Raw genomic sequence first — 12,140 nt, forward strand, 5'->3', positions numbered from 1 at the left:
CACGGGGACCGTGCGGGGACCCCGGCGGTGGCCGACAGGCGTCAGATCGGCGGCCAGGGCATCGCCGGCCAGTCCTCGGGCGGATCCGGGAAGCTCTCCCCGGCGAGCAGCCGGGACACCCGACGGACGGTGGCGGCGACCTCGGCCCGGGTCAGGTGATCCGCCAGCGACGCCCCGAGCGGGCCGGCCAGCGCCCCGGACAGCTCCCGCAGCATCTCGACCGCGTCCGGCGGCAGGCTCCGTCCCGACCAGCCCCAGAGCACCGTACGCAGCTTGTCCTCGACGTGGAAGCAGACCCCGTGGTCGACGCCGTAGATGCGGTCGTCGGGCCCCGGCAGGACGTGCCCGCCCTTCCGGTCCGCGTTGTTGATCACCGCGTCCAGCACCGCCAACCGGGCCAGCCTCGGGTCGTCCGCGTGCGCCAGCAGGTACGCCGCGCCGTCGTCGTCCCGGGCCGCGGCGACCCGGAACCAGCGGGGCGGCAGGCTCTGCTCGGGTACGAAGCCGACCAGCGGCTCCGCCTCCTGCGGCTCGTCGATCCAGAGCTGGCAGGCGCCGGGACCGAACGGACCGTCCCGCAGCACGGTCGGCGGGACCAGATCCCAGCCGGTGGCGTGGGAGACCAGGTAGGCGGAGACCTCCCGGCCGGCGAGGGTGCCGTCGGGGAAGTCCCAGAGCGGCCGCTCGCCCCGGACCGGCTTGTAGACGCAGCGGGCCGTCACGCCGTCGAGGGTCAGGAACCCCCGCAGGGTGGTGTTGGAGGCGTCCACCAGCCGGCCCTCGAGCTCGAACTCGCCCCCGGTCAGCAGCCGGAGGGCGTCGCTCTCGTCCAGCACCGGTCGCAGGTCCGAGGAGGTCACCGACGGGTCCCCGGTGCGAGGCCCCCGTCGGTCACCGGTGGTAGCCGTTGTGTCGTGGGCAGAGGTGCCCGGCCGGGTCGAGCGGCTGGCCGCAGAGCGGGCACGGCGGGCGGCCGGCGGACACCACCCGGCGGGCCCGGTCGATGAACTCCCGGGCGGCCTGCGGGGTCAACCGGACCCGCAGCCGGTCCAGGTCGTCGTCCGGCTCGTCGTCCTCGTCCTCGTCCTCCTCGACGTCCTCACCAGCACCGAGCTCCACCTCCGCCTCGGCCTCCCCGGCGGCGATCGCCTCGATCACCACGGTGGCCGTGTCCACGTCGAAGGCGAGCCCGAGCGTGCCCACCCGGAACTCCTCGTCCACCGGGGTGTCGAGCGGCTCGTTGTCCCCGGTGACCGGGGGCGGCTCGGGCAGTTCGACGCCGAACCGGCGGTGCGCCTCGGTCAGCAGCTCCTCGAGCTTCTCGGCGAGCAGCGAGACCTGCACCTTTTCCAGGGCGACGCTGACCAGCCGGCCACCGCCCCGCGCCTGGAGGAAGAACGTCCGCTCACCCGGCGGGCCCACGGTCCCGGCGACGAACCGCTCCGGCGGCTCGAATGCGTGCACCTGGTGGGTCATACCCACGACCCTATCCGGCCCGGTACGGTGCCGCGCAGCCCACCGACCCGAATCACGGTGCCCCCTGGCCCGGCCGGCCCGCGCCGTCCCGCCCGCCAACCATCACCTGCGCCGCTCCCGACGCACCCGCCGGGGCGACCCCGTCGGCCGGGCCGGTCGCGGCGGCGGCCGTACCCGAGCGGGTGGCCCGGCCCGCGTCGACGCCGCCGGCGCCGGCGCCGCCGCCGACCGGGGCGTCCGACTCGGCGGCCCGGGCCCGGCGGCGCCGTCCCCGGCGCGGGACCACCAGGCCGGTCAGGTCGCCGCCGGTGTCGTTGAGCCGGAGCAGGAACGGGCGCACCGGGGTGTAGCGGATCCCGGTGACGGAACCGGGGTCGGCCACGATCCGCTGGAAGAGGTCGAGGTGCAGGCCGAGGGCGTCCGCCACTTCGCGGCCTTGATCACATCACCGTGGCTGCACGCCAGCCAGATCGCCTCCGGCCCGTGCTCGGCGGTGACCCGGGCGTCCCAGCGGCGCACCGCCGCGACCGCCCGCGCCGCCATCCCCGCCATCGACTCGCCGCCCGGGAAGACCGCCGCGCTCGGATGCTGCTGCACCACCGGCCACAGTGGATCCTTGGCGAGCTTCTTGAGCGGCTGCCCCTGCCAGGCACCGTAGTCGCACTCGACCAGCCCCTCCTCCACCTGCGCGGCGGCCTCCGGCAGGGCCAGCTCCAGCGTCTGACGGCAGCGGACCAGCGGGCTGGTGACCACCGCCGCCAGCGGCAACGGCCGCAGCCGGGCCCCCACCGCGACGGCCTGGGCCCGCCCGGTCTCGTCCAGCTCGACGGGCTGGTGGCCGGCCAGCCCGCCGTCGGCGTTGGCGGTGGTCCGGCCGTGTCGCAGGAGCAGAAGGGTTGCCACGAGCACACCCTACGACCCGGCCGGCAAACGGCGGCGGCACCCGGCCCGGCCAGCGGGGAACACGCCCCGCGGCGGCGTCAGGTCGCCGAGATGGTGCCGGTCATCAGCAGGGCGAGGACGAGACTGCCCAGTGCCACCCGGTAGAGCACGAAGACGTACAGGGTGTGGTGGGCGACGTAGCGCAGCAGCCAGGCGATGGCCGCGTACCCGACGCCGAAGGCGATCACCGTGGCCACCAGCATCTGCGCGCCGGACGGGATCGAGCCCCCGCCGCTGGTGTCGAAGACGTCCGGGATGCTGAACACCCCGGACATCACCACCGCCGGGATCGCCAGCAGGAACGAGTACCGGGCCGCCGCCTCCCGGGTCAGGTTGAGGAAGAGCCCGGCGGTCAGGGTGCCGCCGGACCGGGACACGCCGGGGATCAGTGCCATCGCCTGGGCGAGGCCCATCACGATGCCGTCCCGGAGGGTGAAGTTCTCCAGCCGGCGGGTCTGCCGGCCCCAGTACTCGGCGAAGGCGAGCACGAAGGCGAAGACGATCAGGACGGTGGCGACCAGCCAGAGGTTCCGGGCCGCGGTCCGGATCTGGTCCTTGAACAGGAGACCGAAGATCCCGATCGGGATGGAGCCGACAATGACGTACCAGCCCATCCGGTAGTCGAGGCTCGACCGGACCGAGGAGTCCCAGATGCCGATCACCCAGATCCGGGTGATCCGCCAGATGTCCTTCGCGAAGTAGAGCAGCACCGCGGCCTCGGTGCCGAGCTGGGTGACCGCGGTGAAGGACGCCCCGGCGTCCTGCTCGAAAAAGATCGCCGAGGTGATCCGCAGATGCGCCGACGAACTGACCGGCAGGAACTCGGTCAGGCCCTGGACGATCCCCAGGACGATTGCCTCGATCCAGCTCACCGTCGCACCCCACCCGTCGCCACGTCCCGCCGCGCACCCCGCCCCACCGGGCCCGTCCCCGGTCCGACGCGCTCGGTCACTCGCCCACCCCGGCGAGGTCGAACGCCTCCGCGCAGGCGCGCAGCGTCCGTACACCGGTCTCGGCGTCGGCCACGAAGAGGCTCACCGAGAGCGTGGTCACCCCGGCCGCCGCGTACTCGCGCATCCGTTCCGCGATCCGCTCCCTGGGCCCCAGCAGCGAGGTGCGGTCGATGAACTCCAGCGGCACCGCCGCCGCCGCGTCGCGCTGCCGCTTCGCCAGGTAGAGGTCCTGGACCTCCCGGGCCGCGTCCCCGTAGCCCATCCGGGTGGCGAGCTGGTTGTAGAAGTTCTGCTCCCGGCTGCCCATGCCGCCCACGTAGAGCGCGGCGTACCACCGGACCAGCTCGGCGCAGGCGGCGACATCGTCACCGACCACCAGCGGCACGGTGGGCACCACGTCGAACCCGGCCAGCTCCCTGCCGGCCCGGGCCCGCCCCGCCGACACCGCGGCAAGCTGCTCGGCGGCGAACTCCGGGGCGTAGAAGACCGCCAGCCAGCCGTCGGCGATCTCACCGGCGAGTTCCAGGTTCTTCGGCCCGACCGCCGCCAGGTAGATCGGAATGTGGTCGCGCGGGGGGTGGAAGCCGAGCCGCAGCGCCTTGCCCGGGCCGTCCGGCAGCGGCAGCCGGTAGTGCGCCCCGTCGTAGGCGACCTCCCGGCGGGCGAGCGCCAGCCTGACGATGTCGACGTACTCCCGGGTGCGGGCCAGCGGCTTGGCGAAGCGCACCCCGTGCCAGCCCTCCGAGACCTGCGGGCCGGAGACGCCGAGACCGAGGCGGAACCGGCCGCCGGAAACGGCGTCGATGGTCGCCGCCGTCATCGCGGTCGCCGCCGGGCTGCGCGCCGGGATCTGCATCACCCCGGCGCCGAGGTCGATCCGCTCCGTCTGTCCGGCCAGCCAGGCCAGCATGCTCGGCGAGTCCGAGCCGTACGCCTCCGCCGCCCAGACCACCGAGTAGCCGAGCCGATCCGCCTCCCGGGCGAGCGCCAGATGGTCCGCGGGTGTGCTCCACGCCGTCTGGTAACCGAGGCTGAGCCCGAGTCGCACTGGTCCACTCCCCCATCCATGCGCAAGTCGCATCAGGGTACGCAATGCCCCGCCCGGCCCCCGCCGGAGGGGACCGCCCGGCCCCCGAAGGAGGGGACCGCCCGGGCCGCCACCGGGGACGGGAAGCCGACGCGCCGAGGCCAATGGGGGCGACGAGGATATCGGCGGGGCGATGTTCTGAATAAGGTTCAACCATGCAACAGCGACCGCTCGGCCGAAGCGGGCTGGCGGTTTCCCGGCTCGCGCTCGGCACCATGACCTGGGGTCGGGACACCGATGCGGACGACGCGGCCGCACAGCTCAAGAGCTACCTGGACGCCGGGGGCAACCTCGTCGACACGGCGGACGTCTACAGCGACGGCGACGCCGAGGCGGTGATCGGCTCCCTGCTGGGCACCCTGGTCCCCCGCGACGACCTGCTGATCGCCACCAAGGCGGGGCTGCGGCCGGGCGCCGAGCGCCGCCGGGACGGCTCCCGGGGCCACCTGCTGCGTACCCTGGACGCCTCGCTGCGCCGGCTGGGCACCGACCACGTGGACCTGTGGCAGGTGCACGGCTACGACCCGGACACCCCGCTGGAGGAGACCCTGGCCGCGCTGGACCACGCGGTGGCCAGCGGCCGGGTCCGCTACGTCGGCGTCTCCAACTTCTCCGGCTGGCAGACCGCCCGCGCCGCGACCTGGCAGGCCGCCTTCCCCGGGCGCGCCCCGGTGGTCGCCGCCCAGGTGGAGTACTCGCTGCTCGAACGGGGCGTCGAGCGGGAGGTGCTGCCCGCCTGCGCCGGTCTGGGGCTCGGCGTGCTGCCCTGGTCGCCGCTGGGCCGGGGCGTGCTCACCGGGAAGTACCGGCACGGCCGGCCGGCCGACTCCCGGGCCGCCTCGCCGCACTTCGAGCGCTTCGTGGCCAGCTACCTGGAGCCGCGCTGCTCCAGCATCGTGGAGGCGGTGGCGACCGCGGCCGGCGGTCTGGGTGTGTCGCCCCTGGAGGTGGCGCTGGCCTGGGTGCGGGACCGGCCCGGGGTGGTCGCGCCGATCCTGGGCGCCCGCACGGTCGGCCAGCTGCTCGGCGCGCTGCAGGTGGAGCGGATGACCCTGCCGGCCGAGATCACCCGGGCCCTCGACGACGTCTCGGCCGTGCCGCTGGGCTACCCGGAGCGGGACGGCTGAGCGCTCCGGCGCCGACCCGCCCGTACCGCGGGTCCCACCGGCCCCACCAGGCCCGGCTCGGGCACCGAAGGACTGGTGTCCGCCGCCCGGCGTGGGCAGGATAGAGGACATGGACTACGAATACGCGCCGTTACGGTTGCCCCCGAACGTCGATCGGGTTACCGCGACGGCGCAGCTGGCGATCCAGGCCGAGTTCTCCGGCTGGGAGCTGGCCCGGGTACGACTGTTCCGCGACGGCACGCGGCAGGTGGTGCTGCGGCGTCGGGTGAACAGCCAGTCGCAGCCGGGCCTCTCCTACTGACGGTCCCCCGGACGGTGCCGCCCGTCGGCCCCTCGCCGACCGGCGGCACCGTCCTGGGCACGCGTCACCGGGTTTCGATCTCCTCGTCGACGTCGCCGTCCAGCGACAGGTACGGGTGCTCGTCCAACCGCCCGACCAGCCGGTCGTCGACGGCGGGCGTGAACGGCCCGAGGCTGTCCTCGTCGTCGAAGGACTCCAGGTCCAGCGGGGTGCCCACCTCGCTGACCATCACCACGCCGTCGAGCGGCTCCAGCTCCGGGATGTCCAGGGCGGCCAGCGACCCGTCACCGCCCTGGAGCAGTTCGAGGACGGCCTCGCCGACGCTCTCCACCTCCACCGACTCCTCGTCCTCCGGCAGGGCCGATCGGCGGGCCGCCTGCGCCACCCGCAGCAGCGCGGCCACGCTCGGCACCCGGTAGTCGCGCCGCTGGCGTACCGAGACCACCTGCGGGTGCGGGTCGCCCGGCTCGGCGCCGTCGACCCCGCCCAGCCCCACGCCGAAGCGCTCGTCCGCCTCCTCGGGGTCGATCGCCTCGACGTCCCACGGCGTCACCTCGCCGAAGGCGTCGAGCAACCGCTCGTCGTAGTCGAACGAGGCGTTGTTGAGCTCCACGTACGCCTGCCAGACGGCGTCGTCGTCGATCCGCCCCTCCGCGCCCCGGATCGCGGCGAGGTGGGCCCGGGCCGTCTCGACGACCCGTTCCAGGGCGGCGTCCAGCTCGGCGTGCTGGTCGGTCATGGTGTGGAATGTCCCTTCGGTGATGTCACGGCCGCCGTCCGGTCGACTCGCCGTGGTGCCGACCGGCCGCCGTGCGGGCGGGCGGTCGGACCGGTGCGCGGGACAACCGGGTGGACCGGGCTTGTGGTCAAACGATCTGCTGGTGGTCGGCGGGGTGTGCCGGCCGGGGGATCTGTGGATCGGCAGGGGTCGGTGGGTCAGCCGGACAGGTGGTCAACTCTGGCGCAGGAACCGGTCGAGCACCCGCACGCCGAACTGTAGTCCGTCCACCGGCACCCGCTCGTCAATGCCATGGAAGAGCGCGGAAAAGTTCAGGTCGGCGGGGAGCCGCAGCGGCGCGAAGCCGAAGCAGCGGATGCCGAGCTTCTGGAACGCCTTGGCGTCCGTCCCGCCGGAGAGCATGTACGGCACCGGGCGGGCCCCCGGGTCCTCGGCGCGCAGCGCCGCCGCCATCGCGTCCACCAGGGCGCCGTCGAAGTCCGTCTCGATCGCCGGCTGGCGCTGGACGTACTCCACCTCGATCTCGGGGCCGACGACCTCGCGGAGCTGTTCCAGGAGCAGCTCGGACTGTCCGGGCAGGCTCCGGCAGTCGATCGTGGCGCTGGCCCGGCCGGGGATCACGTTGTCCTTGTAGCCGGCGGCGAGCCGGGTCGGGTTGGCGGTGTTGCGGATGGTCGCGCCGACGATGTTCGCGATCGGCCCCAGCTTGGCGATCGCCGTCTCCGGGTCGTCCGGGTCCAGCTCGATGCCGAGCGCGTCGGAGACCTCCTCCAGGAACGCCCGGACGGTCGGCGTCACCACGACCGGGAACCGGTGCCGGCCGACCCGGGCCACCGCCTCGGCCAGCGCGGTCACCGCGTTGTCGTCGTGCACCATCGAGCCGTGTCCGGGGCGCCCCCGGGCGTGCAGCCGCAGCCAGTCGAGCCCCTTCTCCGCCGTCTCGATCAGGTAGAGCCGCAGGTCGTCGTTGACGGAGTAGGAGAAGCCGCCCACCTCGCCGATCGCCTCGGTGCAGCCGTCGAGCAGCTCCGGGTGGCGGTCCACCAGGTAGTGCGCCCCGTAGTCGCCACCGGCCTCCTCGTCGGCGGTGAAGGCGAGCACGACGTCGCGCGGCGGCCGTACGCCGGTGCGCTGCCACTGCCGGACCACCGCGAGCACCATCGCGTCGAAGTCCTTCATGTCGATCGCGCCCCGGCCCCAGAGATAGCCCTCGCGGATCTCGCCGGAGAACGGGTGCACCGACCACTCGGTCGGGTCGGCCGGCACCACGTCCAGGTGGCCGTGCACCAGCAGGGCACCCCGACCCGGGTCGGTCCCGGGGATCCGGGCCACCAGGTTGGCCCGGCCGGGCGCCGATTCCCGCAGCTCCGTCTCGATCCCGACCTCGGCGAGACGCTCCGCCACGTACTCCGCGGCCACCCGCTCGCCGGCGCTGGTCTCGTTGTCGCCGGTGTTGGTGGTGTCGATGCGGAGCAGGTCCCGACAGAGTTCGACGACCTCGTCGGTGCCGCTCGGCGCGGCGGGCGCGGGGTGGTTGGTCATGCGGTTCTTCATACCAGCCCGGCCGGCCGTCGCGCGCCGCCCACCCGCCCCCGGGGTTTCGCGCCAGGGGGCCGGGGGTACCTGCGCCTCGTCCACCCGGTGGCGCCGGTCGATGCCGGGCCGCCGGATCCGGGCGTCCGCCCCCGAGGAGGGTAACCGTGACCGTGCCCCTGCCCCCGTTGCCGCCGACCGTCGAGGACGAGGAGTACCGCCCCGGCGGGCGCGACATGGTGGAGCTGCTCACCGAGGAGCACGACCAGATCGTCGCGCTCTGCGCCGAGCTGACCGACGAGACGGCGACCGAGCGGCGCAGCCAGGTGGCGCAGATACTGACCGCCACCGTGGCGCGGCACCTCTCCGGCGAGGAGCAGTACCTCTACCCGACGGTGCGGGAGGCGCTGCCCGACGGTGCGGCGCTGGCCGACCGGGAGATCGCGGCGGACAGCGAGCTGCTGCGCACCCTGCGCGAGCTCGGCGGCACCGCGCCCGAGGAGCCCGGATTCGCGCGCCTGGTCGCCGAGCTCACCGGTGGGCTGCGCCGGCACGCGGAGACGGCGTCGAAAGAGATCTTCCCGGCGCTGCGGGAGGTGGCCAGCACCGCCGAGCTGATCCGGCTGGGCAACCGGGTGGAGATCGCCGAGGAGGCCGCACCGACCCGCCCGCATCCGGGCACCCCGGCCACCCCGCCGTGGAACCGGGTCGTCGAACCGGCTCTCGGCGTCGTGGACAAGGTCCGGGACGCGGTGAGCGGGCGCCAGACGTACGTCGAGGACCTGACGCCGCGTCCGGAGGCGTGACCGACGGCGGAGGTGCCATGATCCCCTCGGCGGGTCCGACCCGGCACGGTCCGCGCGGGGTCGGCCGCGGTGACGAGGAGGGTACGAGATGACGACGGCGCGCAGCGCGGTGGTGGTCCGGGGCGGCTGGGACGGCCACGTGCCGGTGCCGGCCACGGAGCTGTTCATCCCGTTCCTGCGGGGCCGGGGCTTCGACGTGACGGTCCACGAGGACCTGGACGTTTACGCCGACGCGGAGCGGATGGCCGCCGCCGACCTGGTCGTGCAGTGCTGGTCCATCGGGACCATCACCGACGGGCAGGCCGCGGGGCTGGCCGCGGCGGTCCGGGCCGGCACCGGCCTCGCCGGCTGGCACGGTGGCATCGTCGGGGCCTTCCACCACGGCGGCTACCAGCAGCTGACCGGGGGCGTCTTCGTGCACCACCCGGCCGGGTTCGTCGACCACGAGCTGACGGTGCTGCCGGAGCGGGCGGATCATCCGGTGGTCGCGGGCATCGCCTCCGTCGCCCTGCACACCGAGAAGTACTGGGTGCTGACCGACCCGCTCAACGACGTCCTGGCGACGGTGACCTTCGATCCGGAGCCGGTCGGACCGGCCGGGGGCGGATCGGCCGAGGGGGCCCCCTGGCGGCGTCCGGTCACCCTGCCGGCGGTCTGGACCCGGTCCTGGGGCGCGGGACGGGTCTTCGTCTCCACGGTCGGCCACAAGCTCGACGACCTGGCACTTCCTCCGATCAGGACGATCACCGAGCGGGGCCTGCTCTGGGCCGCCCGGCACCGTTAGGTGTCCGTTCGTTCGCAGTTCGGGTTTCCCTTGGGGGATCTTTCACTGGCCAAAGGTCTTCCCGTGGATCCCGTCCTGGTCCTACCGTCACGCTATGAACCTGGAGCTGCGGCACCTCAAGGTGGTCTGCGCGATCGCGGAGACAGGCAGCGTCACGAAGGCCGCCTCCCTGCTCGGGCTGGCCCAACCCGCCCTCACGGCGCAGCTCCAGCGCATCGAACGCACCCTCGGCGGCCCACTGTTCGAACGGGACCGGCGCGGCGCCCGCCCCACCGCGCTGGGCGAGCTGGTCCTGGCCCGGGCCCGGGTGCTGCTGCCGGCGATGAAGGGGCTGCAGGACGAGGCGGCCCGGCTGGCCGGCACCGGCACCTCGATGAGCCGGTTCCGGTTCGGCGGGGTGAACAGCCCGATCCTCGGCGGGCTGGTGCACCGGCTGGCCGCGGACCAGCCGCACGCACAGATCAGCACGCACGCGTCCTGGTACGTCGACGAACTCGCCCAGATGGTGCTCAGTGGACGGCTCGACTACGTCCTCTCCGGTGTCTGCGGTGACGCCACCCCCTCGGCCGAGTTCGGGCTGACCTGGCGGGCGGTGGCGGTGGACGCCGTCTTCGTCCTGCTGCCCGAGGCGCATCCGCTCGCCACCCGGGACGAGATCCACCTCGCCGCGCTGAGCGGGGAGCGGTGGGCGGCGGCGCCCGGCGACGGCTGCTTCGCCGACTGCTTCGCCGCGGCCTGCGCCCGGGCGGGCTTCACGCCCCGCAAGATCTACGAGACGGACATCCGCAGCTGCATCGACCTGGTCGAGGCGGGTGAGGCGGTGGCGCTGGCCCAGGCGACCTTCCGGCCGATGCCCGGCCTGGTGACCCGCCCGCTGGCCAAGGCACCGCTGCGCTGGCGCCTGTTGCTCGGCTGGCACCCGGAGGCGCCGGCGGCGGCGTTCGCGGACCGGGTGGTCGGGCACGCGGTCGCGGCGTACACGGACTCGCTGTCCCGCAACCCGGACTACCTCGCCTGGCTGGCCCGCAACCCCACCTTCGGCCCCCAGCAGATGGCCGCGGCCTGAGCCGGCCACCCCGCGCCCCGGCGGTATGAGCCAGACGATATATAGCCGAGTCGATGGCCGCCGGTTACCTTAACGGTGCCCGACCCGATCCAGACCGGCGGCGCCGCGGACGAGAGGTCGACCTCGCCCCGGCCCCCCGGGCTGACCCCCGGTCGGCAGGGCGCCGGCCACCGCGCGTCGCCCGGTTCCGGGCCGGACGACGCGCGGTCGAGCCGACCCGCATCCGGTACGACGCCGGCACCTCGTGCCCGCCGTACGCGTCCTGGCCGTGGGCACCACCGCTTCGCGGCGCGTGCGGCCGCTCGCCGGGCGCCGGGGCGCCGTGACGGACCCGGGTCGGCCCCGCCCGGTCCGCCGTACTCCCCGGTGGCCGGGCGGGCGCCGGTCGCGGTGTGACGGGAACACCAGCTATGTCGACCGGTGCGGTGCGAACCGGCCGAGATCGGGTACCGGTAGCGACATGACGGACCTGATCCCACCCGAGGACGACCCGGAGACCGTACGGCGGGTCGCCGCCGCGCACACCGCCGCGTCCCGTGACGTGGAGGCGTTCCTGCGTCGGGTACCGGCGCTGCCGAACGCCGAGGACGTCGCCGAGTACGCCGCGCTGCTGGCCCGCGAGGAGGCCGTCCGGACCCAACGGACGGACGCCGCCGAGGCGGCCGGGCTGCGCGTGCCTAGCATCGGCGGCGAGTAGCGCCCGGTCCGGTCCTGCGGCGTTGCGGGCCGGCCGGGCGGCGGCTACCGTTCCAGCAGCGGGTCGTGGCCGAGGTCCAGCAGGGCATGCCGCCACTCCTGGTCCGTGCTGCCGGCCTCGGGGCGCTCGTCGAGCAGGCCCCGGACCTCGGCGACGGTCTCCCGCATCACCTGGATGTCCCCCTCGGTCAGGTCCACCTTGCGCTTGCGCAGCACGGCGAGGATGTTGCGGCCGGGCTGCGGGAGGTCGAGGGTGGGGTCGGCGCCGAAGACCTCCTCGCCGGAGCCCCGCGTCAGCAGCCAGTCGCGCAGCCGCTCCGAGGTCACGTTGACGTACTGGTGGAACTCCTCCCAGAGCTGCTCCACCTCGGGCTCGACGCGCTGCTTGCGGGCCATCAGCCCTCCTCCCGATCCGGCGACCCGTCCTCCTCGGGCTCTCCGCCCGGCGGCGCCGGTGGCGGGCCCGGCCGCGCCGAGGATGGCCGCGGCACCTGGTTGGGCGGATGCCGTTCCGCACGCGGGCTGAGCACGGCGTCGGTCTTCGGGGTCTTCTCGCGGTTCTCCTCGGGCTCGCTCACGCGGCGTCTCCCTTCAGCGACCTCTTCCCAGCCCGCCCAGGGGCGGCCGGAC

General features: G+C 74.3%; 14 protein-coding genes and 1 pseudogene. 6 read left to right on the forward strand and 9 right to left on the reverse strand.

What is annotated here, in order from left to right; all coding sequences use genetic code 11:
* Positions 1 to 41 precede the first annotated feature (41 nt).
* The 5 genes and pseudogenes from ACQEUR_RS20045 to ACQEUR_RS20065 all read right to left on the reverse strand — a co-directional run bounded on the left by ACQEUR_RS20045 (position 42) and on the right by ACQEUR_RS20065 (position 4,419).
* A complete protein-coding gene (locus ACQEUR_RS20045) occupies positions 42 to 860 on the reverse strand; it encodes an SCO1664 family protein (RefSeq protein ID WP_433033339.1) in 819 nt (272 codons plus the stop codon).
* 31 nt (positions 861 to 891) lie between these two features.
* A complete protein-coding gene (locus tag ACQEUR_RS20050) occupies positions 892 to 1,476 on the reverse strand; it encodes a DUF3090 domain-containing protein (protein WP_433033342.1) in 585 nt (194 codons plus the stop codon).
* A gap of 202 nt (positions 1,477 to 1,678) precedes the next feature.
* Positions 1,679 to 2,379, reverse strand: a pseudogene (locus ACQEUR_RS20055) (MSMEG_4193 family putative phosphomutase); the annotation flags it as partial.
* Between the two features lie 77 nt (positions 2,380 to 2,456).
* The gene (locus tag ACQEUR_RS20060) at positions 2,457 to 3,290 is read right to left on the reverse strand and encodes an undecaprenyl-diphosphate phosphatase (RefSeq protein ID WP_433033345.1); all 834 of its coding nucleotides are present in this window, start codon (positions 3,288 to 3,290) and stop codon (positions 2,457 to 2,459) included.
* A gap of 76 nt (positions 3,291 to 3,366) precedes the next feature.
* A complete protein-coding gene (locus ACQEUR_RS20065) occupies positions 3,367 to 4,419 on the reverse strand; it encodes an LLM class F420-dependent oxidoreductase (protein WP_433033347.1) in 1,053 nt (350 codons plus the stop codon).
* Between the two features lie 194 nt (positions 4,420 to 4,613).
* On the opposite strand from ACQEUR_RS20065, the gene ACQEUR_RS20070 reads away from it, so the two are divergent.
* A complete protein-coding gene (locus ACQEUR_RS20070) occupies positions 4,614 to 5,585 on the forward strand; it encodes an aldo/keto reductase (RefSeq protein WP_433033350.1) in 972 nt (323 codons plus the stop codon).
* Between the two features lie 109 nt (positions 5,586 to 5,694).
* Positions 5,695 to 5,886, forward strand: a complete 192-nt coding sequence (locus tag ACQEUR_RS20075; RefSeq protein ID WP_433033352.1) for a DUF5703 family protein — start codon at positions 5,695 to 5,697, stop codon at positions 5,884 to 5,886.
* Between the two features lie 64 nt (positions 5,887 to 5,950).
* Here ACQEUR_RS20075 and ACQEUR_RS20080 read toward each other — a convergent pair whose 3' ends face one another.
* On the reverse strand, positions 5,951 to 6,625 hold the full coding sequence (locus ACQEUR_RS20080) for a hypothetical protein (protein WP_433033354.1): 675 nt from the start codon (positions 6,623 to 6,625) through the stop codon (positions 5,951 to 5,953).
* A 213-nt stretch (positions 6,626 to 6,838) separates the two neighbouring features.
* Entirely contained in the window at positions 6,839 to 8,167 is a 1,329-nt protein-coding gene (locus ACQEUR_RS20085) for a M20/M25/M40 family metallo-hydrolase (RefSeq protein ID WP_433033356.1), read from the reverse strand.
* A gap of 158 nt (positions 8,168 to 8,325) precedes the next feature.
* Here ACQEUR_RS20085 and ACQEUR_RS20090 point away from each other — a divergent pair, with 158 nt between their 5' ends.
* The 4 genes from ACQEUR_RS20090 to ACQEUR_RS20105 all read left to right on the forward strand — a co-directional run bounded on the left by ACQEUR_RS20090 (position 8,326) and on the right by ACQEUR_RS20105 (position 11,511).
* Positions 8,326 to 8,964 carry a hemerythrin domain-containing protein gene (locus tag ACQEUR_RS20090; RefSeq protein ID WP_433033358.1) on the forward strand — a complete coding sequence of 213 codons (639 nt, stop codon included), beginning with the start codon at positions 8,326 to 8,328 and terminating at the stop codon, positions 8,962 to 8,964.
* Between the two features lie 88 nt (positions 8,965 to 9,052).
* The gene (locus ACQEUR_RS20095; RefSeq protein WP_433033360.1) at positions 9,053 to 9,748 is read left to right on the forward strand and encodes a ThuA domain-containing protein; all 696 of its coding nucleotides are present in this window, start codon (positions 9,053 to 9,055) and stop codon (positions 9,746 to 9,748) included.
* A gap of 94 nt (positions 9,749 to 9,842) precedes the next feature.
* Positions 9,843 to 10,814, forward strand: a complete 972-nt coding sequence (locus ACQEUR_RS20100; RefSeq protein WP_433033363.1) for a LysR family transcriptional regulator — start codon at positions 9,843 to 9,845, stop codon at positions 10,812 to 10,814.
* Positions 10,815 to 11,274: 460 nt separating this feature from the next.
* Positions 11,275 to 11,511: a hypothetical protein gene (locus ACQEUR_RS20105; RefSeq protein ID WP_433033366.1), complete on the forward strand. Its 237-nt coding sequence runs from the start codon at positions 11,275 to 11,277 to the stop codon at positions 11,509 to 11,511.
* 44 nt (positions 11,512 to 11,555) lie between these two features.
* Here ACQEUR_RS20105 and ACQEUR_RS20110 read toward each other — a convergent pair whose 3' ends face one another.
* The gene (locus ACQEUR_RS20110; RefSeq protein WP_433033368.1) at positions 11,556 to 11,906 is read right to left on the reverse strand and encodes a DUF3140 domain-containing protein; all 351 of its coding nucleotides are present in this window, start codon (positions 11,904 to 11,906) and stop codon (positions 11,556 to 11,558) included.
* Positions 11,906 to 12,088, reverse strand: coding sequence for a hypothetical protein (locus ACQEUR_RS20115; protein ID WP_433033371.1), 183 nt, complete (start codon positions 12,086 to 12,088; stop codon positions 11,906 to 11,908). The genes ACQEUR_RS20110 and ACQEUR_RS20115 overlap by 1 nt, the downstream gene beginning before the upstream one ends.
* Positions 12,089 to 12,140 lie beyond the last annotated feature (52 nt).

This window comes from Plantactinospora sp. CA-290183, assembly GCF_050936375.1.
In the GTDB taxonomy this organism is placed as follows: domain Bacteria; phylum Actinomycetota; class Actinomycetes; order Mycobacteriales; family Micromonosporaceae; genus Plantactinospora.